The organism is Streptomyces sp. QH1-20 (assembly GCF_041283565.1).
GTDB lineage: Bacteria > Actinomycetota > Actinomycetes > Streptomycetales > Streptomycetaceae > Streptomyces > Streptomyces syringius.
This window is the reverse complement of record NZ_CP166299.1, coordinates 2,577,445-2,601,701: the sequence shown is the minus strand read 5'-3', so window position 1 is coordinate 2,601,701 and position 24,257 is coordinate 2,577,445. Positions and strand designations below refer to the sequence as shown.

Here is a 24,257-nt window from a genome sequence, read left to right as displayed (position 1 = left end):
GGTGCTGGTGCAGGTATTCCAGGGAAGAAGAAAGGGTGGAAAGAGCCGCAAGTCGTTCCGATATGCCTATCGCCCGGTCCCGGGAAATCGGAATCGGAGAAAATAGCGAAGAAGTAAGCTTCTTTATCAGCTGCATGCCGAAAATTTGCTCCGCGTCGAATCGGCTGAGGGTAGAGTCGAGAGGCTGTCGGGCCGCGATTCCGCCGCGGCCCGACAGACCTCTCACCTCCCGGCGGACAGCTCCCGGAAGGTACTCTCAGAAGCCCATGGGGCTTCCGGGCAGGTGGCGCTCAGTCCGGCAGGACGTCAGTCGTTGGCGCCGGCCTCGTACGCCTGGACGGTGACCCACGCGGCACCGGCACCGCCGGCGAAGCCCACGCCGAAGGCGACCAGGGCCGGGGTGGCCTGAATCGGCATCATCGCGCCGAACTCGCCATGGGTCTCGTCCGTCAGCTTCTCGGGGGTGACGGCGACAACGCTGTCGATAATCTTGCTCATCGCTTGTTTCCCTTCGGTGGTGTTTATGGGGTGAAGGCTCAGCCGTTGACGCGACCGGTGACGTACGCACCGACCACGGCACCGGCGCCGGCCACGGCGCCGCCGACGTACCAGCAGGTGGCAACGGCCGCCACGGGGGTGGCCAGGACCGGACCGGCGTCGTCCTGGTAGCCCTGCTCCAGCGCACCGAGGTCCTGCTCGTTCATGAACGCGGCGATCTTCTGCTCCATCGTGCTGTCCTCCGTCTCTTTATGGTGAGGTACTGCATTCGGGATATTGCGGGGTGTTTCTTTCGCACCGGGACGCGGACACGGCCTTTCCCGACGGGAGCTGCGGGCAGAATCCCGCAAGGAATGGCAGGGATATCGGGCCTGAGGACGCCGCATGCGTCACAGGGAGAATTGAATTCGTGGTGCGCCATCTCGATGGGACGTGCGCGGCCTGCGGGCCCGGGTTCGGGGACCGAATCATCCCGGACATCGACCGGTAATCCATGCGTCGGGTGGTGCCAGCGCCTTCGAATAACTATTCGGTGGCGATCACCACACTAGCGGGCTGTCGATCAATGAGAACAGGCCATAAAGATTTCTGGCCGGATCCGTAGCGTGCCGGCCGTCGTCGGCGCTACCCCCGGTACGGGCCCGACCTGGGCTTCTGCTGTCGGGGCTCGGCGGGCCCTGCGTAATGTGCGGGCAAAGGAGTGGCCGATTCCGCTCGCCTGAAAGTCTCTGGAATCCCTATTTTTCCAGGAAAACGGAAATATCACTCGGAGGTGTTCGGGGGTGCCGCGCAGTTGAACGGGGGGTCGCACGGCATCTGGCATGGTCGGACCGTGCGCTCACGGTCCGGCCGCCGAGGCGGCGTCGAAGGCGTCCGTCCGTGCCCTCAGCGCGGGTCGGCGGACTCGTCCTGCGCCCGGCGCAGCCTGATCAGCAGGGTCACCGCCCGCAACGTGAAACCGGCGGCCGCCAGGAGGGTCGCGCAGGTGAACAGGGCCGACTCCGCGCCGCGGCCCAGGTCCAGGAACAGGGCGGGGCTCGCCACGACGAGGAACAGCAGCGCGGCCACGGCGCAGCCGCTGGCGACCGCGTAGCTGATCTCCACCGTGATGGCGTCGCGGCTCTCCTGCCGGCGTGGTCCGGACATGTGCCGCCCCTCTCCTGGTCCCTTCATCCCCGCAGTCTGTCATCCCGCGCGGTCGGGGGGCGGGTGCGAGCGTCGATCCGGTCGGGCGGGCGTGGCTGGGGACGCGCGGTCGGTGCGGCCTGCGGCTTCATGCCGCGGGCGGCTCCGTCCTCGGCGACCGGCCGGCGCGGCCTGAAGGATCCGGTCGGCCGGACTGATCCGGCCGGTCCGGGACCCGTAGCAGCGGGCTGGTGTGGCGGTTGAGCCAGGCGCGATAGGCGGGGTTGGCCCGGATCAGTTGCTCGTACGCGTCCTGGAGGTCGCCGAACAGGGCGTCGAGGTCGGCCGGGGGCATCGAGCAGGGTCTCGACGCGAGGAACAGCCGGGCGGCCAGGGGGTCGCCGTGCAGGGGGCGGAGCACCGTGCCGGGCGCCGGATCGGCGGTGGGCTGGCAGGGGCGCACGGCCTCGCCGGAGGCGACGAGCTCGGCGGCGGTCGTGCTGTCACGGACGTGCACGAGGCGGGGGTCGAATCCCGCGGAGGTGAACGCCCGGCGCAGCGCCGCGCATTCGTCGTCGGCCGTCGGGTCGACGATCCAGGGTTCCCCGGCGAGATCCGGGAGCCTGATCACCGGCCGGTCCGCCGCAGGGTGGCCCGCGGCCAGGGCGACGAACCTCGGTTCGCGCGCGACGAGCATGCGACGCTCCACCCCGGGCGGGACGGTCAGGGGGAAGCCGTCGAACTCGTGGATGAGGGCGACGTCGAGCTGGTTCGTCGCCAGCAGCTGGAGCAAGGTGTCCGCCGACACCTCTATATGGATCGTGGTGTCCGTCTCGGGGAGGCGGGCGTGGACGCGGCCCAGCCAGCCCGTCACGGCACGGCTGCCGATGCTGCCGATCCGCAGGCGCGAGCCCCCCGAGCCCACCGCCGCGTCCCGGGCGGCCGTCACCAGAGCGGTCATCTCGGCCACGATGGGCCGCGCCCGGGACAGCACCGAGTGACCCAGCGGTGTCGGCCGGCTCCCCGTCTGGCCGCGGGTGAAGAGGAGGCCGCCGATGGCCCCTTCGATCCGGCTGAGCTGAGTGGTGAGGGAGGGCTGGGTCATGCCCAGCTGTAACGCCGCTTTCCGCACACTTCCCGCGTCGGCTATGGCCAAAAGCGCACGGAGGTGCCTGACCTCTAGCTCCACGGGGGGAGCATAACCGCGCCTCGTGCGTCACACCAGACACAGCGGGGGCAGGGTAGGTGATTACTCGGTGCTATGGCCACTTGGCATCATCCGCACCATTGATATCTCGTCAGAGACTCTCCGGGACCAAAGAGTTCACCCGACGCACCCCGGCCGCCTGTCCACCCCGTGCGGCCGAAGGTGCTCGGAACGAATGGAGTCCCCCACATGAACCGCTCCACGATGGTGCTCTCGGCAGCACTCGGCCTCGGACTGGCCGCGAGCATGACGGCCGTGCCCGCCTCCGCGGCGACGGCGCACACCGACCGGCAGTTCACGCAGTCCTCGTACGTCGGCTCGGCGGCCGAGGAGGCGAACAACAAGGCCTTCTTCGAGGCCGTGATGAAGTCCGCGAAGGCGAAGCAGGCCGCGAAGCCGGGCCTGCGCGCCGTCACCGTCACCTACGACGCCCGCAGAGCCCCCAGCTTCGCCGCCCAGATAGCCAGCAGCGCGCGGATCTGGAACAGCTCCGTGACCAACGTCCAGCTGCGTGCGGGCACCAACGCGGACTTCACGTACCGCGAGGGCAACGACTCCCGTGGCTCCTACGCGAGCACCGACGGTCACGGCCGCGGCTACATCTTCCTCGACTACCGGCAGAACCAGCAGTACGACTCCACCCGCGTCACCGCCCACGAGACCGGTCACGTCCTCGGTCTGCCGGACCACTACTCGGGTCCGTGCAGCGAGCTGATGTCCGGTGGCGGCCCCGGCCCGTCCTGCCGGAACGCCACCCCCAACAGCGCCGAGCGCAGCCGGGTCAACTCGCTGTGGGCCAACGGCATGACCGCGTTCAACAAGGACGCCTTCACCAAGGCGCACTGACAGCGCGCTGATCCCCTGGGTCGCGCAGGCGGCCCGCAGGGCGCCCGCAGGGGCGCACGCGCGACCCCGAAAGGGGCTCTCAAGTGGTCTCCCGTCGATCCGGCGGGGGTCCCCGGCGGCTTCTCCGCATGATCACCAACAGCCCCTGGGTGATCTTCCGGAGGATCCCGCGACGCACGACGGCGGCGGCCCGGCTCCTTCCCGGAACCGGGCCGCCGTCCCGTGCCAGCCACCCCGGGTCCGCCGAGGGCGCATACTGAGGCCAATGACGAAGCCAAGAGCGACCCGACGTTACTTGCCCACCAGCCCCTTCAACACCCCGCCCGTGACGCTTCCGGTCGAGCACTTCGCCGTAGGGGACCGCGTCACACACGACCGGTACGGTCTCGGACGGGTCATCGGCGTCGAGGACGGCATCGCCGTGCTCGTCGACTTCGCATCGCGCCAGGAGCGGATTCCGGGGCCCTTCACCAAGCTGACCAAGCTCTGACCGCACCCGTGGCGCCGCGATTCACCTATCCGGAGGTGGGAGCCACCGGGCGCGATCCGCTGCCCGGCGGGTACTCCCACCTCCGCGTCACTATGCCCACGGGCCACGGCCGGGCCGTCTTCGAGGCGGCCGCCGACGCCGTGCTGACCTGGGGCATGCACCGGGCCGCGGGGGTGCGGATCGCCGACGGCACGCCTCCCGCCGCGTACGGCGTCACCGTGACCCCCGGCGTCGGCATCGGCCCCCTGCGGATCTCCGGCCCCTGCGCGGTGGCCTGGGCGTTACGCGAGGAGCGGCGGGCCGGCTTCGCCTACGGGACCCTGCCCGGCCACCCCGAGACGGGGGAGGAGGCCTTCGTCGTGGCGATCGACGACGCGGGGGACGTCACGCTGACCGTCATCGCCTTCAGCCGTCCCGCGCGCTGGTTCACCAGGGCCGCCGGACCGCTGGTGCCCCTCTTCCAGCGGGCGTACGCGCGGGGCTGCGGACGCGCTCTGCGCAAGGAAGTCGCCCGCAGGACGATCCGGGGCTGATTCCGCCCCCGCCCCTGCCTTCGGCCGCCCCCGCGCGCCGGTGTCCCACCGGCGTACGGAATCCCCTGTACCGCTCCACCGGCCCGACTGCGCGGGCCCGCTCGCGCGGCTTCGGTATCCCCGCGCTACCGCGTCGGGACCCACTTCGTACGGCCGGCGCCGAAGCGGGCGCGTTCGGGTACGTAGCCGGTGCGTACTGGTGCGTCAGGTGTGTCGGGTAGGTGCCCGGTGTGTACGGGGCCTACGGGGTGGTCGGTGCCTCGGCGGGTTCCGGGCGGCTCATGAGGAACGCGGCACCGGAGCCGGCGGCGAAGAGCGCGAAGACCGAGACGGCCGTGCCGAACCAGGTCGCCCCCAGCCATTGGCCGCCGAAGTAGCCGAGGCTCACGCTGTACGCCGCCCAGGTCAGACCCGCCAGCGCGGACCAGGGGAGGAACTCGGCGACCCTGCGGTGCATCACCCCCGCGCCGAGGCTCACCACGGACCGCCCCGCGGGCGCGAACCGGGCCAGGACGACGAGCGGGCCACCGCCGCGCAGCAGCGCCGTGCCCAGCTTGGCCTGGGCCGCGGTCAGCCTGCGGGAGCGGGCGATGGCACGGTCGAAGCGGTCGCCGCCGCGCCAGGCGAGGCGGTAGGCGACCAGGTCGCCGAGGACGGACGCGGTCGCGGCGCACATCACGAGCGCGAACATGTCGGCGAATCCCGCGTGGCCCCGGGCGGCGTCGGCCGCCGCGTCGGCGGCGGTGCCCGCGGCCGCGGTGGCGGCGGTGATCACCAGGACCCCGCTCGGCAGCACCGGGAGGAAAACATCGAGGAGAACGGACAAGCCGACAATCACATAAATCCATGGCGTGGTGGCCAACGCCCCCAGCTGCTCCAGCACGTCCTGATCTCCCGGTACGGTCCCCCGCCGCGACGTCGCAGGGGAGCGGCAGGGGCGGCCTTCACAACCGTACAGCGTACGCCTGGGGCTCCTGAGGCGTGGGATCGGGGGGTTGTGATGTTGTGAACGTCACGCACCACAGGGGCCTCTTCGCGGATCGCCGGTGCGGCCCGGTCATGCGTCAGGAGGGGTCCGGCGGTGCCGGACCCCTCCTGGTGACGGGCGGTGCGGACGGCCCGGGCCGCCCTCGCGGGTCAGACCGCGCTGGGGGTGCGCTGCGGGGCGGACGCCTGGGCGTCCTCGCTGCCGGAGCGGGAGAAGAGACGGTCCAGCGAGAGGGCGCCGGGACCGGTGAAGACGAGCAGGAAGAAGGCCCAGCAGAACATCGCCGAGGCCTCGCCGCCGTTCTGCAGCGGCCACAGGGCGCTGCTCTGGTGCATGTCGAAGTACGCGTACGCCATGGAGCCGGAGGCTATGAAGGCCGCGCTGCGCGTGCCGAGGCCGAGCATCACCAGGCCGCCGCCGACGAGCTGGATGACCGCGGCGTACCAGCCGGGCCAGGTGCCGGCGTCGATCGTGCCGCCGCCGACCGCGCCACCGAGCACGCCGAACAGCGAGGCGGCGCCGTGGCAGGCGAAGAGCAGGCCGACCACGATGCGGAAGGCGGAGAGGACGTAGGGGCGGGCGGCGTCGAGCCGGGCGGTGAGCGCCGAGGCCGAAGACGTGGGGGGCATGGGTGAGGGCTCCTCGTGGCGGGGACGGGAAACGACGAGGGCTCCAGGTTAGGTACCCCTAACGATACTTGCAAGTTCAAGTTTCTTATTTCATTCGAACGCCCGCCCTGGTATTCGCGGCCTCGCGCACGTCCTCCGCCGGGTCCGTGGCCGTGCCGGTGTCGACCTCCATCTCCAGGACCGTGGACAGCCGCTTCCCGGAATCGTTCGCCTCCGCACGCGCCTGCTCGAGCCGCAGCCGGGCGGCCCGGCCGCGCAGGGTCAGCGTCATCAGCTGATTGCCGAACCAGGGGCCGCCGCCGACCCTGTCCCAGTCGAACGCGGGGCGCCCCACCCGCCCGTGCCGCGTCAGCGCCCGCCCCAGCCACCGCCCCGGCCCGCTCCAGCCGAAGCGGAAGCCGAGCCGCACGGCGGTGTGGATGTTGTTGTGCACCGGGGAGCAGGTGAGCTGGAGGACCCGGCTGCGCACGTCCTCCGGCAGGGCGGGCTCGGCGACGTACGCGTGGTGGACATCGCCGGCCAGCACACCGATCGTCGCGGGCGCGTCCGGTCCGCTGCCCGCCGTCGTGATCAGCTCGGTCAGCTCCGTGAACGACGCGGGGAAGGCTGCCCAGTGCTCCAGATCCGCCCGCTGGCGCATGGTTTCGGCCACGCGCGCCCAGCGCGGCCCGCGCTCCCCGGCACACAGGGCCGCGTTCCACACCTCCGCGTCGTGCACCGCCGGTGGCAGCAGCCAGGGCAGTGACGTGCCGATGAGGAGGTGGTCGTACGAGCCGCGGCCGTCCAGCACCTCGCCGCGCAGCCAGTCCGCCTCGGCCGGGGCGAGCATCGCCCGCGAGCCCTCACCGAGGACCCGCGTCGTACGGGTGTCGACCATCACCAGCCGTACCCGCCCGAAGTCACGGCGATAGCTCCAGCGGGCCTCGGCCGGGTCGTCCTCGACGCGGGCGGCGAACTCCCGCAGCGCCTCGGTGCCGTCCGGGGCGGAGCAGACCGCCTTGTAGAGCTCGTCGCGGGCCAGCTCGGCGGGGGAGAGATTGCCCAGGTGCTGGTACACCCAGTACGACATCAGGCCGCTGACCGCCCGCTCCCGCCACCACGGCGTCGCCCGCATCCGGTCCCGCCACGCCTCGCTGGTGTTCCAGTCGTCTATGACGTCGTGATCGTCGAAGATCATCAGGCTCGGGACGGTGGAGAGCAGCCAGCGGACCTCCGGGTCGCACCAGGACTCGTCGTAGAGCCGGGTGTACTCCTCGAAGTCCGCGACCTGGTGCCCCGGCGGCTCGGTCAGCGGGCGCCGCTCGGCGATCCAGCGCCGGGTCGCCTCGGAGGTCTTGTCCGCGTACACCTGGTCACCCAGCAGCACGAGGACGTCGGGCCGGTGGTCACCGGTGCCGTCGGCTTCCGTATGCGCCGTGCCGCGGGCCATGTCGCTCGCCATGTCGCTCGCCAGGGTGTCGAGCGCGTCCGGTCCGAACGGGCCGAAGGGTTTCAGACGGGCCCGCGCGCGGACGCCTTCCGCCTCCGGAGGCGGCGCCGACCACCGGCAGGACCCGAAGGTGACCCGCACGGTGTCGTCGGCGCCGCCGCCGGCGCCGATCGAGGGCGTACGGATCGTGCTGTCGGGGAAGGCCGAGCCGGCGAGCGGCCACACGGGCTCGCCGTCCAGGAAGACGCCGTACGCCGTCTCGCTGCCCGGGGTGAGGCCGGTGACCGGCACCAGGGCGTAGTGGTGCCCGGCGACCTGCCAGGTGCGCGCCGAGCCGCCCGCGCCGTCGGCACAGCGGACCTCCGCCTCGCACGGGCGGTCGCTCTCGACCCACACGGTGGCGCTCGTACCGCTCTGCCAGTCGACGTACCGCAGCAGCGGGCCCAGTCGCAGGGCTGCCGTCATGCCGGTCTCCCCTCCGTCATTCCGTACGGTACGAAACGAGGGAGGGGAGTACGGAGTTTCCCATTCCGGGTGAAGTCCGCGCGGGTCAGCAGCCGTTGAGGACAGCCGCCAGCTTGTTCTTCTCGGCGGGGTCGACGGTCAGCTTGTAGTGGTGCTTCACCGTGACCCACATCTGCGTGTACGTACAGGCGTAGGACGCCAGCGGCGGCATCCACTGCGCGGGGTCCTTGTCGCCCTTCGCCTGGTTCACCCGGTCGGTGACGGCGATCAGCTGCGAGCGGGTCAGGTCGTTGGCGAACGCCTGCCGCTGCGCGGTCGTCCACGTGTTGGCACCCGAGCGCCACGCCTGCGCCAGCGGCACGATGTGGTCGATGTCGATGTCCTGGGCGTCCTCCCAGGTGGCACCGTCGTACGGCGAGACCCAGCGGCCCTCCACGGCGGCGCACTTGTCGTCCTGCTGCACGTCCTCGCCGTCGCGCTTGAGGACGACCTCACGGGTGTTGCAGGCGCCGCCCTGGCTGCTCCAGTGCGGGAACTTGGCCCGGCTGTAGCCGTCCATGGAGCCCTCGCTCTTGACCGTCAGCTCGCCCAGGTACGTACGGGCGGTCGCGGCGTCCGCCGGGGTGGGCGGCGCGGCGTGGGCGGCCGGGCCGCTGAGGACGATCGTGCCGACCAGCGCGGCGAGCCCGCCGCCGACGGCCGCACGACGCGCGTAGACGCCGCGCGGAGCAGAGGTGACGCGTATACCGGACATGGGAACTCCCTTGATGTGGGGGGTTGTCGGCCGTCGGAGCGCGGCCAGGATCGCGGCGACGGGTTGCCGAGGGGTGGTCGCCGGGTAACAGCGTGGCGACGCGACCATGTCAAAGCAAGGGGGCGGGAGCGTGATCCACCCCTCGGCCGGGCGTACTGACACGCCGCCACCCGGACGCGTCAGCAGGGATGTTCGCCGACCGTAGGGTGGCCGCGTGCTCGCCGCCGAAGTCCTGCTGCCCGTCGACACCACCCTCGGGGTGGTCCTCGCGGCCCTGCTCGTCGCCGCCGTCACCGTCGCCGCGCTCGCCCGCCTCACCGGTGACCGGGGCCGGGGCTACGCCCGCCAGATCGCCGTCGCGGGACTGCGCGCGGCCGCGCAACTGGCGGTGGTCTCCGCGCTGATCGGCTGGGTGGTCCGGGCGGCCCCGCTGCTGCTGTGCTTCCTGCTGCTCATGTTCGCCGTCGCCGTCCGGACGGCGGGCCGCCGCGTCACGGACAACGCCACGTGGTGGTGGGCGGCCGTGCCGATCGGGGGCGCGGTGCTGCCGGTCGTCGCCGTGCTGCTGCTGACCGGGCTCGTGCCGTACCGCGGCATCGCGCTGATCCCGGTCGCCGGCATCCTCATCGGCGGCGGCCTGACCGCGACGGTCCTCGCCGGACGGCGCGCGCTGGACGAGCTGAGCACCCGGCACGGCGAGGTGGAGGCGGCCATGGCCCTCGGCTTCCTCGACCGCGAGGCCCGGCTGGAGATCGCCCGCCCGGCCGCCTCGGACGCCCTGCTGCCCGGCCTGGACCAGACCCGGACCGTGGGCCTCGTCACCCTGCCGGGCGCCTTCGTGGGCATGCTGCTGGGCGGCGCCTCACCGCTGCTGGCGGGCGCGGTGCAGATGTTCGTGCTGGTCGCGCTGATGGCCGTGCAGGTGGTGGCGGTGGCCCTCACCCTGGAACTGATCGCCAGGGGCCTGCTGCACCGGGAAGCCTCCACCGAGGTACCTGTACCCTGAAGGGAGCAGAAGGGGAGTAGCTCTTCGCCGGACCGTCGACATACTGCTGAGTTCGCTCAGCCGGCGCCCGGAGGCGGACGTTTTCACATCCGCCAGCGAGACCTTCGGCCGCAGTGTCCACGACGCTGCCGTGCCGAAGCGACCCCTGATCTCCACGCAGGCCCCGTCCCTCGGTGCGCGCAGCCCCCACCGACAGAGGAAACCCTGTGTTCAGCTTCACCGTCGCCGCCCTGGTCTTCGGGGTCGTCTTCCTGGCCGAGCTGCCGGACAAGACCGCCCTCGCGGGCCTGATGCTCGGCACCCGCTACCGCGCGAGCTACGTCTTCGTCGGCGTCGCCGCGGCCTTCGCCGTCCACGTGGCCCTGGCCATCGCCGCGGGCAGCGTCCTGACCCTCCTGCCGCACCGCCTCGTCCAGGCCGTCGTCGGCCTGCTCTTCCTCGCGGGCGCGGCGATGCTGCTGCTGAAGAAGGACGACGGCGAGGAAGAGATCAAGAAGCCCGCCGACCAGTCCTTCTGGAAGGTCTCCGGCGCGGGCTTCATGCTGATCCTGGTCGCCGAGTTCGGCGACCTCACCCAGATCATGACCGCCAACCTCGCCGCCCGCTACGACGACCCCGTCTCGGTCGGCGTGGGCGCGGTCCTGGCCCTGTGGTCGGTGGCGGGCCTGGGCATCGTGGGCGGCCGCACCCTCATGAAGCGGGTGCCGCTGGCTTTGATCACACGGATCGCGGCGGTGCTGATGCTGGCGCTGGCGGGCTTCAGTCTGTACGAGGCGGTGTCGGGCTGACGGGTTGGCGCTGCCGCTGCCGTACTCAATGGGCCCCGGCCACAGCCGAGCCGGGGCCTTCCCCGCGGCCCCGCCGCCGCCGCGATCATTCGGCTGTCTCTCACGGGAGCTGCCTTCCGGCGGCGTCGACGCCGGCGAAACTCTGATCGAGGCCCTGCGGCGGGAGGGCGCCGAGGAGACGGGGCTGACGGTCACGGGCGTCGGCGGCTACCTCGGTCACTTCGACTACCGCTCCGGCAGTGGACGCGCCACCCGTCAGTTCAACTTCGCTGCCACCGTCGCGGGGGAGACGGTCGAGCTCACCGAGCACGACGCGCACCTGTGGGCCGACCGCACCCAGCAGAACCAGGTCTCCAGCGCCGTCCAGACCGTCCTCGATACTTGGCGACGCCAGATCGCCTGACCGGCTCCCGAGCCTCAGCCGGGCCCATGGCCGGACGCCGCCGGGGGAGCGGCTTCAGCCCGCCCCCGCCCCCTTGCGGGTGATGTTCCTTCCGGCGGCCGTCTCCACCAGCGTGAGCGCCCCGGTCCAGGCGTCCTCCGGGTACTCCCAGTGGCGAGGGTCCGCGAGCAGCGCGGGGAGGGATTCGCGTGGCAGCGGGGGGCCTGGGCGGAATCCCGGGTGGCCGTCGGGGGCCGTCCACGGTTCGACCTCGCACACGCTGATCCAGCCGCGATCGACCAGCCGCAGCGGAACCTCGGCCAGCGCGCCCGACGGCGCCGACAGCAGCGGTTCCTCAAGATCTCCCCGCACTCCCGGCAGGATGTCGATCTCGTAGGAGTTGATGAGGAAGGCCTGTTCGTCCGACGTCAGGTCATCCCACGGGGAGTCGTTCACACCCCCGCGCCGCACCGATCGCGGCGGTCCGCCGCGTGCCACGCCGCGAGGAGGCGTTCGTACATCCTCCGCTCCGACCTGGTGAGCAGGCCCCGGCGGGTGGCCAGGAAGGCGCGGATGGTGTCGTTTATCTCCTCGGGCGACAGCTGGTCGGTAGTCGAGTCGGGTGACATGGGACCAGGCTACGAGCAGGAGGCCGCCTTAAACCCCCAGACTCGATCAAGTTCGCGGAACGCTCATCAAACGGTCATCAAGACGAACGCTCGTCGAGACCCGTGGCAGCTTCTTACCCGACCGTCAGCACGATGCCGCCGTCCGGCCCCGCCGTGACCCGGATCTGCTCCAGGTCCATGACGTGGACGTCCGGCGCGTGGGCCGCGGCGCGCGGGCCGACGCCCACGACGCGCATGCCGGCCGCCTTGCCCGCCGTGATGCCCGCCTCGGAGTCCTCGAAGACGATGCAGTCCTCCGGGGCGAAGCCCAGGGCGGCGGCGCCCTTGAGGAAGCCCTCCGGGTCCGGCTTGCTCGCGCCGACGCTCTCCGCCGTGACGCGGACCTCGGGCATCGGCAGGCCCGCCGCGCCCATGCGGGCCGTGGCCAGGGCGCGGTCGGCCGAGGTGACGAGAGCGTGCGGGAGGGCGGCGAGGGCGGCCATGAAGGCCGGGGCGCCGGGGACCGGGACGACGCCGTCGACGTCGGCGGTCTCCGCCGCGAGCATGCGGCGGTTGTCGGCGTGGTTCAGCTCCATGGGGCGGTCCGGGAGGAGGACGGCCATCGTCGCGTAGCCCTGGCGGCCGTGGACGACCTTCATCACCGCGTCCGCGTCCAGGTCCTGCTCGGCTGCCCACTGGCGCCAGCAGCGCTCCACGACGGCATCGGAGTTGACGATCGTGCCGTCCATGTCCAGGAGCAGGGCACGGGCGGTCAGCGTGATCGGGGTGCTTGCGTTGGCCGGCATCGGCGGACTCCAGGGCGCGGGAGCAAAAAAGACAAGTGGCTCCGCCCGCCGGTCAGGGTATACGGACGGAGCCACTTTGTTTCTTCACGATACAAAAAGGGCGCAGTGAACGCCAATGCCGCTGGTCGCAGCGGTCCTGGGGTGGCCCGTGCGGGTGGCCCGGGGGCTGCCAATGGGCTATCCCAGCGGGCCGCGGGCGCGGATCCGGATCACGATGGGTGGACGCGGGGCGCCGAGCGTTCCGCAGGACCCGAACCGCATTCGAGGAGCGCTCATGGCGGAGGACACCCCGGGCCGAGCCGAGCACCCCCCGGGCCCCTCCCTGGCCGCGGCGAAGCCCTACGTGCCCGGCGAGGGGCAGTCCACCCGCACCGTCCTGGTGGCGATCGGGGCGCTGCTGCTCGGGCTGCTGCTGGCGGCGCTCGACCAGACGATCGTCTCCACCGCGCTGCCCACCATCGTCAGCGATCTCGGCGGACTCGAACACCTCTCCTGGGTCGTCACCGCTTATCTGCTCGCCTCCACCGCCGCGACCCCGCTGTGGGGCAAGCTCGGGGACCAGTACGGGCGCAAGAGGCTCTTCCAGACCGCCATCGTCATCTTCCTCGTCGGCTCCGCGATGTGCGGCGCCGCACAGAACATGCCGCAGCTCATCGGCTTCCGGGCGCTGCAGGGCCTCGGCGGCGGCGGGCTGATCGTGCTGTCGATGGCGATCGTCGGCGACATCGTGCCGCCCCGCGACCGCGGCCGCTACCAGGGCCTGTTCGGTGCCGTCTTCGGCGGGACGAGCGTCCTCGGGCCGCTGCTCGGCGGGCTGTTCGTGGACCACCTCAGCTGGCGTTGGGTGTTCTACATCAACCTGCCCATCGGCATCGTCGCGCTGCTCGTCATCGCCGCCGTGCTGCACATCCCCACCAGCCGCACCCCGCACCGCATCGACTACCTCGGCACGTTCCTCATCGCCGCCGTCGCCACCTGCCTGGTGCTGATGACCTCGCTCGGCGGGGTGAGCTACCCCTGGGGGTCCTGGCAGATCATCGGTCTCGGCGTGCTGGGCGTCGCGCTGCTCGTGCCCTTCGTGCTCGTCGAACGCCGCGCGGCCGAGCCGGTCCTGCCGCTGAAGCTCTTCACGATCCGCACCTTCGCGCTCTGCTCGGTCATCGGCTTCGTCATCGGTTTCGCGATGTTCGGGTCCATGACCTATCTGCCGACCTTCCTCCAGGTCGTCCAGGGCGTCTCCCCGACCATGTCCGGGGTGCACATGCTGCCGATGGTGGCCGGCATGCTGATCTCCTCCACCGCCTCCGGCCAGATCGTCAGCCGCACCGGCCGCTACAAGGTCTTCCCCATCGCCGGCACCGGGCTGACCGCCATCGGGCTGCTCCTGCTGCACCAGCTCGACCCCGCCAGCGGCGTCGGCGAGATGAGCGTCTACTTCTTCGTCTTCGGCTTCGGGCTCGGCCTGGTCATGCAGGTCCTGGTGCTGATCGTGCAGAACTCCGTCGGCTACGAGGACCTCGGCGTCGCCACCTCCGGTGCCACGTTCTTCCGCTCCATCGGCGCGTCCTTCGGCGTCTCCATCTTCGGCACGATCTTCGCCAACAAGCTCGGGCCCCGCATCGCCGACGCCCTCGCCGGCGCGAAGCTGCCCGCCGGCGTCACCCCCGAACAGCTCCAGGGCGACCCCCGCGCCGTCTCCGCGCTGCCACCCGCGGAACGGGCGGGGGTGCTCGACGCCTACTCCGTGTCGATCACCGATGTCTTCCTCTACGCGGTGCCCGCCATGGCCGTCGCCTTCGCCCTCGCCTGGCTGCTCAAGGAGGAACCGCTGCGCGGCAGCGTCACCGCCCCCGACACCACCGAGGTGCTCTCCAGCAACCCCGTCGAGCGCACCTCGCGGGACGAGTGCGCCCGCGCGCTGTCCGTCCTCGGCAGCCGGGAAGGCCGCCGCAAGGTCTACGAGAAGATCACCGAACGGGCCGGGTTCGATCTGCAGCCCGCCTCCAGCTGGATGCTGCTGCGCATCAACCGCTACGGATCCGCCGAACCCGCCATGCTCGCCGAGCGCGTGCCCGTACCGCTACGGGTCATCACCGAGGCGGCACGGGAGTTGGAGGTGCGCGGACTGGCCGTCCGCGAAGGGCTGCCGCTCATCCTCACCGACCGGGGGCGCGATGTCGCGGCCAAGCTCTTCCGGGCGCGCGAGGAGTCGCTCGCGGAACTGCTCGGCGACTGGTGGACGCCCGACCGGCCCACCGATCTGATGGAGCTCGTACGGGAGCTGAACGGCGAGCTGTGCGGCTCGGACGCCGAACAGCCGCACAACGGGCAGAAGGGCGACCACCGGCGCTAGCCGTGGCCGCGGTCTCGCTAGGCCAGTTCCTTGGCGAGCCACACCTCGGCGTACGGGCTCTCGTTGTAGCGCGGAATGGGTAGATACCCATGCCGCGCGTACAGCGCCCGGGCCTCCACCAGATCCATCCGGGTGTCCAGGACGATCCGCTCCACGCCCCACGCGCGCGCCGCATCCTCGGCGGCGCTCAGCAGCACGGCCGCGCCGCCGAGACCGCGCTTCGTGGGGCGTACGTACATCCGCCGCAGTTCGGCGGTACGGGCGTCCAGCCGCCGCAGGCCCACGCACCCCGCCTGCTCGCCGCCGTGCCGGCCGACCAGCAGCACGCCGTGCGGCGGGGTGAGGTCGTCGCTCGGGTCCTCGGCGAGGTGACGGTCGATCTCCTCGGGCGTCGAGGTCCGGGCGTGGTTCAACTCGTACCAGCGGTCGGCCACATCGGTGAGGTACTCACGCAGCAGAACGGCCGAGCCGGCGGAGCCGACCGGCTCCGGGCCGACGGTCCAGGGCAGGCGGGCGGTCGCGGCATCGTTCATGCCGGGATCCTCGCACGTGCGACGCGTGCGACGCCCGGGATTTACCCGGCGGGGGCGGGCAGCCCGTCCCCGCCGGAGCGCGGGGCGGTCAGCCGTTCTTCGGCGCCGCCTGCTGGACGACCTCGAAGGACCACAGCGTGGAGCCGGACGCGGCGGGCTTCTGCTTGGGGGCGCCGTCGCCGCCACCCTCACCACCGCCGTGCGCGGCCTTCATCGAGCCGTTCATCCACGCCTGGAAGTCCTCCTCGGCACGCCAGCGCGTGTAGACGAGGTAGGTGTCCGTTCCCTCGACGGGCCGCAGCAGCTCGAACCACTCGAAGCCGTCGGAGTTCTCGACCGAACCGGCCCGCGCCGCGAACCGCTTCTCGAGCGTCTCCCGCTGCTCGGCGGGGACGGTCAGCACGTTGATCTTTACGACGCTCACATGACACCTCTCATCGGGAGGAGCCCCTGGTGGGCCCCTGCTCCGGACCGTGTGGGTGCAGTCTCCTACACGGGTCGGCGGGGCAGGTGCGGGGGCCGCTCCGGGGCGGCGGGACCACCTGCCCGGCCGGGAGGGCGTTGCGCCCCGAGGAGCGCGTGCTGAATGCACGAAGCGGCGTGCGTTCAGCACGATCTGGCACCGGGGCGGCCCGCCCGGCGCGGCGGCACGCCGGGAAGCTGAAGTCCCCTGACAGAGAGGGGAGTTGGTCTGGCGGGCGTCGTCGTCCGGCCCGCAATGGGTGACGGTGCCCCCGGGCGGGCAGCCGGTCCGGCAGGCCCAAAACCACTCGCGCCTTCGCGGACGGGGAAGTAGCGTGAGGGCGCTCATGGAGCCGTGTGCTCCGTTCGTATACGTCGCGAGGTGATGACCTATCTCCCAGGCCTGACAGCCGCCTGTCGTGAGGCTCGACCCCCTGCCCTTCTCCGGCAGCGCGCGGTCGCCTCAGCAGCGGCGTACCCATCGGCCTGGGCATCGTCGTACCCCCTGTCCTCCTGTCCCGCAGTGAGCGGGGAGGGCGTGCCTGGCCTGCCCCTTTCCCCCTTCTGTCCGCCAGAACAGGAACCGCGCCGTGTCCGCCGACACCGACACTCCCTCCCTTCGCTCCACCTCCCCCGAGATCCGCACGGGCCACCGCCGCACCATCACGCTGGTCGTCGTTCTCGTCGCCGAACTGATGAACGCCCTCGACGGCTCCGTCGTCTACACGGCCCTGCCGTCCATCCAGAAGGACACCGGTGCCTCCACCGCCGCCGTGCAGTGGGTCCACGCCGCCTACGCGCTGACCTTCGCCCTCGGGCTGATCACCGGCGGCCGCCTCGGTGATCTCCACGGCCGCAAGCGGACCTTCCTGCTCGGCACCGGCGTCTTCACCGCGGCGTCGCTGCTCTGCGGCCTCGTCGGCACCCCGGCTCTGCTGATCGCGGCCCGCATCGTCCAGGGCGGCGCCGCGGCGGTCATGGTCCCCCAGGTCCTGGCGACCCTGCACATCACCTTCGACGACGGATCCAGGGCCAAGGCGTTCAGCCTGTACGGCACCGTCATGTCGCTGGGCAGCGTCGCCGGGCCGGTCCTCGGCGGCGTCCTCACGGGCGCCGATCTCCTCGGCCTCGGATGGCGCCCGATCTTCCTGATCAACCTGCCCATCGGCCTGGCGGCGCTGCTCCTCGGCCTGCGTCACCTCCCCGAGTCCCGGGACCGGCACGCCCGGCGCCTGGACCTCGTGGGCGTGGCCCTGTCCGGCCTGGGCCTGTTGCTGATCGTCTTTCCGCTCACGGTCGGCGGCGAACACCACTGGCCCGCCTGGAGCTTCGTCATGCCGGGGGCGGGTCTCGTGATCCTGGCCGTCTTCGTGCTCCAGCAGCGGTCCAGGACGGCACGGGGCGGCGCCCCGCTGGTCGTCATGGCGCTGTTCGGGAACAGGGCCTTCAGTGCGGGGCTGGCCGCTCAGCTCGTCTTCGGGCTGCTGTCCGGCGTGTTCTTCCTGACCTGGACCCTCTTCATGCAGGACGGCCTCGGTCTGACCCCCGGGCAGGCCGCCCTGGGCTTCGTGGCGGCCTCCCTCGGTGAGATGGGCGGTGCCTGGCTGGCGATGAGCCTCGCCGCCCGTCAGGGGCGGCGTGCCCCGCAGGCCGGAGCCCTGCTGGCCGCCGTCACGCTGGGCGGCTACGCGTGGCTGATCGCCGGGCAAGGAGCCGGTCTGCCCTTGGTGTTGACCGTGGCGCCGATGCTGCCGTTCGGGCTCGGCCTGGGGATGATCGGCGCGGCACTGGCCGACCTGACACTGAGCGAGGCCGACCACGCTCATGCCGGCTCCGCGTCGGGGGTCTTCAACACCTCGACGCAGCTCGGCATCGCTCTGGGCACGGCGCTGACGTCCGTGGTGTTCTTCGCCCACTCCCCGGCGAGCAGCCGGGGGACGGCGGTCACCACAGCGTTCACCGGAACCGTCTGGTTCGTCGTGGGTGCCCTGTCGGCGATGTGGGCCCTCATGCTTCTGCTGCCCAAGCGCACTCCCACCGGCTGAACTCCCGTCCCGCCCCCGGCCCGTGCGGCCGGGGGCCGTCGCGGGCCGAACCGCCGCACGCACCGGCTGACAGGTCTTTCAGGACTTTCGAAGAGGAACAACCACCCCCATGATCCGAGTGCTGATCGCCGATGGTCTGCGACTGCCACGCGAAGCGCTGTCCGCCGTTCTCTCGTTGGAGACCGGCATGCAGGTGGTCGCGCAGGTACCGCGGGGCGACGACGTCGTGCCGAGCGCGCTGCGCGTCCGTCCGAACGTGGCGCTGCTGGACGTCAACCTCCCGGGGCTGGCCGGGATCTCGGCGGCGGCGCAGCTCAAAGCCGCCCTGCCCGCCTGCCGCGTCATCGTCGTGACCGCTCACGAGCGCCCCGACGTGCTCGGGGCCGCCCTGAAGACGGGCGTGGAGGGGTTCATGGGCAAAGGCGCGTCGGTCAAAGAACTGGCGGAGGCGGTCCGCAAGGTGGCCCGCGGCGACCGGGTCCTCGATCCGCGGATCGTCGCCGACGCCCTGCGCGCCCCCGACAATCCGCTCGGCCCGCGCGATATCGACATCCTCCGGCTGGCCGCACAGGGGCACACCCCAGCGGAGATCGCCGAGGTCCTGCACCTCTCCCCGGGAACGGTCCGCAACAACCTGGCCGCCATCAACCGCAAGGTCGGCACCCGTAACCGCATCGAGACGATACGCGCGGCTTCCGCACGCGGCTGGATCTGAAGGGCTTCCCCCGCCCCCGCGGGGTAAGCCGGTGGAAATGCAATCTGCACGGCATGCGATGCACTTTGCCTTTGTCGGGAGCTGTCACGGTGGGCCCCCATGGGACCGGCACCCCTGTATTTCCTGGTCAGCGCGGTGCCGGCGGGGAATTACCGCAGCGGAAAGCGGTAATCGGTCCGGTGTGGATCCGGAAGAATTCGAACCCGTCAAGGAAGAAGCGGCGACGACAGCCGCACGGACCGGGAGAAACAATGGCCAGTCGATGTGACGTATGCGGTAAGCAGCCGAGCTTCGGGAAGCGTGTGGCCCGCGCCGGGCTCCGTGCCCAGGTCCGGCACGTCAAGGGACGGTCGAATCGCCGATTCAATCCGAACATCCAGCCGGTCCGGGCCGTCAAGGACGGCACCCCCGTCCGTATGAAGGTGTGCACGTCTTGCATCAAAAAGGGCAAGGTGGAGCGCCGGGTCCCGGCGTAGGTCCCATGTGGCTTCGCCGCCGCTTCGAGCGGGACGAGTTCCCCTGCCACGATTGCGGCTCGCCGACCGCGCCCCTCGACGGTCCGCACGAGTGGTACATGGTGTCCGACCGTGTGTGGCGGCGCGCTCACGCCGGGGAGGACAGCGTCCTGTGCATCGGGTGCCTCGAAGTCCGGCTCGATCGCCGGCTCCTGCCCGCGGATTTCACCGCCGTTCCCCTCAATGATCCGCGTGACGGCCGGCACAGCGATCGATTGCTGAATCGTCTGCGGCCCCGGGGGTGACGGCTGACGGAACGCTGGTGGGCGCGGGACGGCGCTTCGCTACCGGATCGCTACCGAACAAATCAGTTTGCCCGGGTCGGAGCCTGCTCTACCCTGGAGAACTGCGAGACGCGCCCGCGCCTCGCCCGTTTTCTGTTTCGAGGTGATGACGTATCTCCCAGGCCCTGTAGCCACTCGTTCCGAGGCGCTCCTTTCCGGCTGTCCGCTGCGGCGGACTTCCGACGTATGCCTCGACGGTGGCGCACCCGATGGCCTGGGCTTCGTCATACCCTTTCCGCTTCTGTGCGCAGTAGGCGTACGGGCATGCCCAGGCCTGCCCCTTTCCTCCTATTCGCGAACAGGAATTGTTGTTTCCGTGTCCACCGACACCCATACCTCCGGCCGGCCGCGCGCCGGCGCCGGGCCGGGACGCGCCCGCACCATCACTTTGGTCGTGGTGCTGATCGCGGAGCTGATGAACGCGCTGGACGGCTCGATCGTCTACACCGCGCTGCCGTCGATCCAGGCCGATACCGGGGCCTCCAGCGCCGCGCTGCAGTGGATCCCGGCCGCGTACACCCTCACCTTCGCCCTCGCTCTGATCACCGGCGGCCGTCTGGGCGACCTCTGTGGCCGTAAGCGGATCTTCCTCGTCGGCACGGGTGTGTTCACCCTGGCGTCGCTGCTGTGCGGCGTCGCCACCGGGCCGGAGCTGCTGATCGCGGCCCGGGCCGTCCAGGGCGCCGCGGCGGCGGCGATGGTGCCGCAGGTCCTGGCCACGATCCACGTCACCTTCGACGGGGAATCGCGTGCCAAGGCCTTCGGCCTGTACGGGATGATCATGTCGCTCGGCGGGGTCCTCGGCCCCGTCCTGGGCGCCGCCCTGACCAGTGCCGATCTCTTCGGCCTCGATTGGCGGCCGATCTTCCTGATCAACCTGCCGATCGGTCTGGCCACCGTCCTGCTCGGCCTCCGGTTCCTTCCGGAGTCCCGTGACCGGCAGGCCAGGCGTCTGGACCCGCTGGGCATGGTCCTCTCCAGCGCGGGTCTGCTGCTGATCGCCTACCCGCTCACCGTCGGCGGCGAGCGGCACTGGCCGGCCTGGAGCCTCGCCATGGCGGCGGCCGGGGTCCTCGTGCTGGCCGTCTTCGTGGCGCAGCAGCGGGCGAAGACCGCCAAGGACGGCTCGGCGCTGGTCGCCCTGTCCCTGTTCCGGGGCAAGGCGTTCAGCGGCGGCCTCGCCGCCCAGCTGGTCTTCGGGCTGGTCTCCGGCGTGTTCCTCCTGACGTGGACGCTGTTCATGCAGGAGGGCCTGGGCTTTTCCCCGGCCGGGTTCGCGCCGGGATCGATCGCCGTCTCGATCGGCGGCATGGCCGGCGCCATGCTCGCCTCGAAGGTGACGGTGCGTCAGGCCCGGCGGGTGCCGCAGGCGGGCGCCGTGCTGGTCGCGGTCACCCTGGTCGGCTACCACCTGCTGATCACCGCCCAGGGCACGGCTCTGCCGTTCGCGGCCGCCGTTGCCCCGATGATCCTCTTCGGGGCCGGCTTCGGCATGATCGGCGCCGGGCTCGCCGGTCTGACGCTCGGCCAGGTGGGTCACGAGGAGGCGGGGTCCGCATCCGGGCTGTTCAACACCGCGATGCAGCTCGGCACCGCCCTGGGCATCGCGCTGGCCTCCGTGGTGTTCTTCACCCACGCCCCCGCGGGCAGCCACGGTGCCACCGTGACCGGGGCCTTCGCGGGCACCATCTGGTACGTCACCGGGGCGCTGGCGGTGATGTGGGGCCTGATGTTCCTGCTTCCCCGCAGGGCACGCGGCTGACCACCCGGCGCCGTCGGCCGGGGCCGCCCGGCCCCGGCGCCGCGTCATCCGCGCCGGGGAAGCCGTCTCACCCCGTCTGCGGCCTCGGGCGTCCCGAGCTCAGGTCGGCCAGGACCGTGCCGAGCTGTTCGAACGTCAGCGGGGGTGCGGGCAGGGGGCGGGCGGCCTCGGCGCGGAGGCCGTCGAAGAGGAGGGCGAGCTGACGGCGCCAGGAGTCGGGGGAGACGGCGGCGGAGGAGGGGACGCAGCGGCCGACGGCGGCGAGGGCGAAGAGGAGGTCCTCGGCCACGATGTCGGGCCGCATCGTGCCCTGTTCCTGGGCGCGGCGCACGAGCAGGCCGACCGTCTCGTGGTTGTGCTCGCGGAGGGTGGCCAGGGTCGGGCCGGCGGGGATGGCGGTGGTCATCAGATCGATGGCGCCCCGGTCGGCGGCCAGGCCCTCGAAGACCGCCTCCATGTAGCCGACGAGGGCCGCCCAGGCGTCCTCCGCCCGGCGGGCCTCCTCGCCCAGCCGCAGCCCCGTGCTGAGGGTGTCGTGGAAGACCGCCTCGATGAGGTCCTCACGGGTGGGGAAGCGCCGGTAGAGGGTGGCGTTGCCCACCCCCGCCCGGCGGGCGATGTCGTCCAGGGGGGCCTCCAGGCCCTGCTCGGCGAACAGCTCGCGAGCCGCCGCGATCAGCAGCTCCCGATTGCGTCGCGCGTCGCGCCGCAGGACTGGCGGCTTGTCTGCACCGGTGCTCATGGTGCGCACCCTAACAAGTGTGGACTCATCCCCGTTTGTATCGAGTCCGGCGTCGGGTGGGGTGCCGGGCGCGGCGCGGAGTCGGCCGGCCCGGCCCGGTGGCGACGAAATAAGGACACCTGTGGGAGGTTGTCAAGTGACCTGGGGGTGACCTGCGTCTGTTCTTCAGGACTCAGTAAGGTCTCAAACAGCCCTACGAGGCTGACCGAGCTGGGCGGAGTGGAGGAGCGGCGGGGCGTGGCGAACGCAGAGGGGGGCGGGCTGGGGAGTCCGCCGAAAACGATTTCGCGGATCGGCATGGCACTGGGAGCGCTGTGGCTGCTCGCCGGGGTGCTGGCCGTGCGTCAGGCGGCGGTGGTGCTGCGGCTGCCGCCGGAGCGCCGCTTCACCGACCTCGAACGATGGATCGGTGACAACGGTGTCCTGCACGTCCGCGGCTCGCTGTACGACAAGGACGGCTTCACCGGCACCCCCTTCGCGGGACTGGTGCTCAAACCGCTGACCCGGGCCGCCGAGCAGAGCCTCGGCATCGCCTTCACCTTCGGCACCCTGCTGCTCGTCGTCGCCCTCGCCCTCGTCGCCGCCCGCGCCCTGCCCGGCCCGGTCTCCCGTCGTACCGCCCTGCTCGCCGCCCCGGTCGCCATCAGCCTGACCGTGCTGTCGCTGCCCGTACGGAACACCTTCACCCTCGGCCAGACCAGCATCCTCCCCGTCCTGCTCGTGCTCCTCGGCTGCTGCCTGCCCCGGGCGGCCCAGGGCACCGGGCGCACCACCGGCATCCTCGTCGGCCTCGCGGCGGCGCTGCAGCCCGTCGTGCTGCTCTTCGCGCCCCTGCTGTGGTTCACCGGGCGCCGCCGCGCCGCCCTCACCACGGGCGCCACCTTCCTGGCGTGCTCCGCGCTGGCGTGGGCGACCATGCCGGACGACTCGTGGACGTACTGGGTGCACCACATCGCCGGAGCCGGCCTCGGCCAGGCGCCCGACGGGCTCGCCAACCAGTCCCTGCACGGCCTGCTGCTCCGCACCGGCCTGCGCGGCCCCGTCGAGCTGGTGCTGTACGCGCTGCTCGCCGCCGGTGTCGTCGCGCTCGGCCTGCGCCGGGCCGTGCGCTACGCCAAGGACGGCCAGGCGCTGCTCGCGATCGCCATCACCGGCTGTGTCGCGGTCGCCGTCTCGCCCACCGCCTGGCAGCACCAGCAACTGTGGATCCTGCTCGCCGTCGTCGGCCGGGTCGGCAAGCGGCGCGCCGACCGGATGGTGTGGCCCGTGCTCGTCGTGCTCGTCATGACGCTCACGAGCACCGCCCTGATGCCGCACAACCGCGTCCAGGGCCCCATCGCCGACCACGCCCCGCTGCTCGCCGCCCTCATCGCGGCCTGCGCGGTGCCGTTCCTGTCGCGCACCTCGCCGCTGTGGGAGAAGCCGCTGCCCACCCCGGTCAGCGAGCCGCGGCCGGGGCGCTTCTCCTGGGTGCCGCTGCTGCGCTTCTGGAAGCGCCCGCTGTCCCGGCCGAACGTGCTGCTGGAACTGATGCTGATACGCGCCGGTTACTGGCTCTACTCCTTCATCCGCTCCCAGGTGCCCGACGAACGGGCCCTCGCGGAATCCCACGGCCGGCAGATCCTCGGTGCCGAGCAGTTCCTGCACATCGACATCGAGCACGGCTTCAACCAGTTCGTGGCGCGCACCGGCTGGCTCACCGACAGCATGAACTACTACTACGGCACCTTCCACTTCCTGGTGCCCGTCTCCCTGCTCGTCTATCTGTACCTGCGCCGCCCCGGCACCTACCGCTGGGCGCGTACCGCGCTGTCGCTGGCGACGCTCATGGCGCTCATAGGGTTCTGGGCCTACCCGCTGGCCCCGCCGCGGCTCATGCCGGGCCTCGGCTACGTCGACACCGCCAACGGCCCGCAGGATCTGGAGAACCCGGACTTCGGGGCGCTGACCGAGCTGTCCAACCAGTACGCGGCGATGCCCTCGCTGCACATCGGCTGGTCGCTGTGGTGCGGCGTCGTGATCGCCATCATCGCGCCGAAGCTGTGGATGAAGGTGCTGGGCCTGCTCTATCCGCTGCTGACGTTCTCCGTCATCCTCGGCACCGCCAACCACTACGTGCTGGACGCGGTCGGCGGCGCGCTGGTCGTGACCGCCGGTTTCGCCATCCAGTACGCGCTGAGCGGCCCCGGCCGCACGGAGGGGGCGCCCCCGGCCGGGCGCCCGGGGAACGACGACGCCCGGGAACGGAAACCGGCCGAGGTCGCCGGCTGACGAGTGGGGCAAAGGCGCGGG

Annotated in this window: 26 protein-coding genes; 12 read left to right on the top strand and 14 right to left on the bottom strand. The window is 71.5% G+C overall.

The window, feature by feature from the left end:
• Positions 1-306: 306 nt before the first annotated feature.
• The 4 genes from AB8O64_RS11700 to AB8O64_RS11685 all read right to left on the bottom strand — a co-directional run bounded on the left by AB8O64_RS11700 (position 307) and on the right by AB8O64_RS11685 (position 2,812).
• Positions 307-498 carry a hypothetical protein gene (locus AB8O64_RS11700; protein ID WP_130877564.1) on the bottom strand — a complete coding sequence of 64 codons (192 nt, stop codon included), beginning with the start codon at positions 496-498 and terminating at the stop codon, positions 307-309.
• A gap of 38 nt (positions 499-536) precedes the next feature.
• Positions 537-728, bottom strand: a complete 192-nt coding sequence (locus tag AB8O64_RS11695) for a hypothetical protein (protein WP_130877563.1) — start codon at positions 726-728, stop codon at positions 537-539.
• 655 nt (positions 729-1,383) lie between these two features.
• Positions 1,384-1,644: a DUF6332 family protein gene (locus AB8O64_RS11690; protein WP_370419095.1), complete on the bottom strand. Its 261-nt coding sequence runs from the start codon at positions 1,642-1,644 to the stop codon at positions 1,384-1,386.
• 127 nt (positions 1,645-1,771) lie between these two features.
• Positions 1,772-2,812 (bottom strand): LysR family transcriptional regulator, encoded by a 1,041-nt coding sequence (locus AB8O64_RS11685; protein ID WP_370419094.1) that lies wholly within the window; start codon positions 2,810-2,812, stop codon positions 1,772-1,774.
• Positions 2,813-3,019: 207 nt separating this feature from the next.
• Between AB8O64_RS11685 and snpA the strand changes: the two genes are divergently transcribed.
• From snpA to AB8O64_RS11670, 3 genes are all read left to right on the top strand, one after another.
• On the top strand, positions 3,020-3,676 hold the full coding sequence (gene snpA, locus AB8O64_RS11680; protein WP_361928816.1) for a snapalysin: 657 nt from the start codon (positions 3,020-3,022) through the stop codon (positions 3,674-3,676).
• A gap of 265 nt (positions 3,677-3,941) precedes the next feature.
• A complete protein-coding gene (locus AB8O64_RS11675) occupies positions 3,942-4,166 on the top strand; it encodes a hypothetical protein (RefSeq protein WP_130877559.1) in 225 nt (74 codons plus the stop codon).
• Between the two features lie 8 nt (positions 4,167-4,174).
• Complete coding sequence (locus AB8O64_RS11670) at positions 4,175-4,699, top strand: DUF1990 family protein (RefSeq protein WP_370419093.1); 525 nt, start codon at positions 4,175-4,177, stop codon at positions 4,697-4,699.
• A gap of 241 nt (positions 4,700-4,940) precedes the next feature.
• Here the strand turns inward: AB8O64_RS11670 and AB8O64_RS11665 are convergent, their stop codons facing one another.
• The 4 genes from AB8O64_RS11665 to AB8O64_RS11650 form a co-directional block, all read right to left on the bottom strand.
• Positions 4,941-5,582: a VTT domain-containing protein gene (locus AB8O64_RS11665; RefSeq protein ID WP_361928820.1), complete on the bottom strand. Its 642-nt coding sequence runs from the start codon at positions 5,580-5,582 to the stop codon at positions 4,941-4,943.
• 254 nt (positions 5,583-5,836) lie between these two features.
• Entirely contained in the window at positions 5,837-6,316 is a 480-nt protein-coding gene (locus AB8O64_RS11660) for a DoxX family protein (RefSeq protein WP_370419091.1), read from the bottom strand.
• Between the two features lie 85 nt (positions 6,317-6,401).
• Entirely contained in the window at positions 6,402-8,210 is a 1,809-nt protein-coding gene (locus AB8O64_RS11655) for an alkaline phosphatase D family protein (RefSeq protein ID WP_370419090.1), read from the bottom strand.
• Between the two features lie 85 nt (positions 8,211-8,295).
• The gene (locus AB8O64_RS11650) at positions 8,296-8,964 is read right to left on the bottom strand and encodes an HNH endonuclease family protein (protein WP_370419089.1); all 669 of its coding nucleotides are present in this window, start codon (positions 8,962-8,964) and stop codon (positions 8,296-8,298) included.
• Positions 8,965-9,178: 214 nt separating this feature from the next.
• Between AB8O64_RS11650 and AB8O64_RS11645 the strand changes: the two genes are divergently transcribed.
• The 3 genes from AB8O64_RS11645 (at position 9,179) to AB8O64_RS11635 (ending at position 11,161) form a co-directional block, all read left to right on the top strand.
• Positions 9,179-9,970 (top strand): ABC transporter permease, encoded by a 792-nt coding sequence (locus tag AB8O64_RS11645; RefSeq protein ID WP_370419088.1) that lies wholly within the window; start codon positions 9,179-9,181, stop codon positions 9,968-9,970.
• 206 nt (positions 9,971-10,176) lie between these two features.
• Positions 10,177-10,758, top strand: coding sequence for a TMEM165/GDT1 family protein (locus AB8O64_RS11640; protein WP_370419087.1), 582 nt, complete (start codon positions 10,177-10,179; stop codon positions 10,756-10,758).
• A 4-nt stretch (positions 10,759-10,762) separates the two neighbouring features.
• A complete protein-coding gene (locus tag AB8O64_RS11635) occupies positions 10,763-11,161 on the top strand; it encodes an NUDIX hydrolase (RefSeq protein WP_370419086.1) in 399 nt (132 codons plus the stop codon).
• Positions 11,162-11,215: 54 nt separating this feature from the next.
• Here the strand turns inward: AB8O64_RS11635 and AB8O64_RS11630 are convergent, their stop codons facing one another.
• The 3 genes from AB8O64_RS11630 to AB8O64_RS11620 form a co-directional block, all read right to left on the bottom strand.
• A complete protein-coding gene (locus AB8O64_RS11630; protein ID WP_370419085.1) occupies positions 11,216-11,596 on the bottom strand; it encodes a hypothetical protein in 381 nt (126 codons plus the stop codon).
• Positions 11,593-11,769 (bottom strand): hypothetical protein, encoded by a 177-nt coding sequence (locus AB8O64_RS11625; RefSeq protein WP_165451508.1) that lies wholly within the window; start codon positions 11,767-11,769, stop codon positions 11,593-11,595. Before AB8O64_RS11625 ends, AB8O64_RS11630 begins: the two co-directional genes overlap by 4 nt.
• Before the next feature lie 113 nt (positions 11,770-11,882).
• Positions 11,883-12,554 (bottom strand): HAD-IA family hydrolase, encoded by a 672-nt coding sequence (locus tag AB8O64_RS11620; protein ID WP_370419084.1) that lies wholly within the window; start codon positions 12,552-12,554, stop codon positions 11,883-11,885.
• Positions 12,555-12,828: 274 nt separating this feature from the next.
• Between AB8O64_RS11620 and AB8O64_RS11615 the strand changes: the two genes are divergently transcribed.
• Positions 12,829-14,907, top strand: coding sequence for an MFS transporter (locus AB8O64_RS11615; RefSeq protein ID WP_370419083.1), 2,079 nt, complete (start codon positions 12,829-12,831; stop codon positions 14,905-14,907).
• A 17-nt stretch (positions 14,908-14,924) separates the two neighbouring features.
• Here the strand turns inward: AB8O64_RS11615 and AB8O64_RS11610 are convergent, their stop codons facing one another.
• Both AB8O64_RS11610 and AB8O64_RS11605 read right to left on the bottom strand, forming a co-directional pair.
• Entirely contained in the window at positions 14,925-15,440 is a 516-nt protein-coding gene (locus AB8O64_RS11610; RefSeq protein WP_370419082.1) for a GNAT family N-acetyltransferase, read from the bottom strand.
• An 88-nt stretch (positions 15,441-15,528) separates the two neighbouring features.
• A complete protein-coding gene (locus AB8O64_RS11605) occupies positions 15,529-15,864 on the bottom strand; it encodes an antibiotic biosynthesis monooxygenase (RefSeq protein ID WP_130877547.1) in 336 nt (111 codons plus the stop codon).
• A gap of 628 nt (positions 15,865-16,492) precedes the next feature.
• Between AB8O64_RS11605 and AB8O64_RS11600 the strand changes: the two genes are divergently transcribed.
• The 4 genes from AB8O64_RS11600 to AB8O64_RS11585 all read left to right on the top strand — a co-directional run bounded on the left by AB8O64_RS11600 (position 16,493) and on the right by AB8O64_RS11585 (position 21,223).
• On the top strand, positions 16,493-17,947 hold the full coding sequence (locus AB8O64_RS11600) for an MFS transporter (protein ID WP_370419081.1): 1,455 nt from the start codon (positions 16,493-16,495) through the stop codon (positions 17,945-17,947).
• A 109-nt stretch (positions 17,948-18,056) separates the two neighbouring features.
• The gene (locus tag AB8O64_RS11595) at positions 18,057-18,662 is read left to right on the top strand and encodes a response regulator (RefSeq protein ID WP_370419080.1); all 606 of its coding nucleotides are present in this window, start codon (positions 18,057-18,059) and stop codon (positions 18,660-18,662) included.
• A gap of 53 nt (positions 18,663-18,715) precedes the next feature.
• The gene (gene rpmB, locus AB8O64_RS11590) at positions 18,716-19,138 is read left to right on the top strand and encodes a 50S ribosomal protein L28 (protein ID WP_370419079.1); all 423 of its coding nucleotides are present in this window, start codon (positions 18,716-18,718) and stop codon (positions 19,136-19,138) included.
• Positions 19,139-19,777: 639 nt separating this feature from the next.
• Complete coding sequence (locus AB8O64_RS11585; RefSeq protein WP_370419078.1) at positions 19,778-21,223, top strand: MFS transporter; 1,446 nt, start codon at positions 19,778-19,780, stop codon at positions 21,221-21,223.
• Between the two features lie 67 nt (positions 21,224-21,290).
• Here AB8O64_RS11585 and AB8O64_RS11580 read toward each other — a convergent pair whose 3' ends face one another.
• The gene (locus tag AB8O64_RS11580) at positions 21,291-21,965 is read right to left on the bottom strand and encodes a TetR/AcrR family transcriptional regulator (protein WP_370419077.1); all 675 of its coding nucleotides are present in this window, start codon (positions 21,963-21,965) and stop codon (positions 21,291-21,293) included.
• 297 nt (positions 21,966-22,262) lie between these two features.
• On the opposite strand from AB8O64_RS11580, the gene AB8O64_RS11575 reads away from it, so the two are divergent.
• On the top strand, positions 22,263-24,236 hold the full coding sequence (locus AB8O64_RS11575; protein WP_370419076.1) for a bifunctional glycosyltransferase 87/phosphatase PAP2 family protein: 1,974 nt from the start codon (positions 22,263-22,265) through the stop codon (positions 24,234-24,236).
• The last annotated feature ends 21 nt before the right edge of the window (positions 24,237-24,257 follow it).

Bases quoted from the DNA above. Each gene is read 5' to 3' on its own strand.
- AB8O64_RS11675 (WP_130877559.1), top strand. From the start codon at position 3,942: ATGACGAAGCCAAGAGCGACCCGACGTTACTTGCCCACCAGCCCCTTC.
- snpA (WP_361928816.1), top strand. From the start codon at position 3,020: ATGAACCGCTCCACGATGGTGCTCTCGGCAGCACTCGGCCTCGGACTG.
- AB8O64_RS11650 (WP_370419089.1), bottom strand. From the start codon at position 8,964: ATGTCCGGTATACGCGTCACCTCTGCTCCGCGCGGCGTCTACGCGCGT.
- AB8O64_RS11690 (WP_370419095.1), bottom strand. From the start codon at position 1,644: ATGTCCGGACCACGCCGGCAGGAGAGCCGCGACGCCATCACGGTGGAG.
- AB8O64_RS11695 (WP_130877563.1), bottom strand. From the start codon at position 728: ATGGAGCAGAAGATCGCCGCGTTCATGAACGAGCAGGACCTCGGTGCG.
- AB8O64_RS11655 (WP_370419090.1), bottom strand. From the start codon at position 8,210: ATGACGGCAGCCCTGCGACTGGGCCCGCTGCTGCGGTACGTCGACTGG.
- AB8O64_RS11700 (WP_130877564.1), bottom strand. From the start codon at position 498: ATGAGCAAGATTATCGACAGCGTTGTCGCCGTCACCCCCGAGAAGCTG.
- AB8O64_RS11625 (WP_165451508.1), bottom strand. From the start codon at position 11,769: ATGTCACCCGACTCGACTACCGACCAGCTGTCGCCCGAGGAGATAAAC.
- rpmB (WP_370419079.1), top strand. From the start codon at position 18,716: ATGCGATGCACTTTGCCTTTGTCGGGAGCTGTCACGGTGGGCCCCCAT.
- AB8O64_RS11615 (WP_370419083.1), top strand. From the start codon at position 12,829: ATGGCGGAGGACACCCCGGGCCGAGCCGAGCACCCCCCGGGCCCCTCC.
- AB8O64_RS11610 (WP_370419082.1), bottom strand. From the start codon at position 15,440: ATGAACGATGCCGCGACCGCCCGCCTGCCCTGGACCGTCGGCCCGGAG.
- AB8O64_RS11575 (WP_370419076.1), top strand. From the start codon at position 22,263: ATGGCACTGGGAGCGCTGTGGCTGCTCGCCGGGGTGCTGGCCGTGCGT.
- AB8O64_RS11580 (WP_370419077.1), bottom strand. From the start codon at position 21,965: ATGAGCACCGGTGCAGACAAGCCGCCAGTCCTGCGGCGCGACGCGCGA.
- AB8O64_RS11595 (WP_370419080.1), top strand. From the start codon at position 18,057: ATGATCCGAGTGCTGATCGCCGATGGTCTGCGACTGCCACGCGAAGCG.
- AB8O64_RS11620 (WP_370419084.1), bottom strand. From the start codon at position 12,554: ATGCCGGCCAACGCAAGCACCCCGATCACGCTGACCGCCCGTGCCCTG.
- AB8O64_RS11660 (WP_370419091.1), bottom strand. From the start codon at position 6,316: ATGCCCCCCACGTCTTCGGCCTCGGCGCTCACCGCCCGGCTCGACGCC.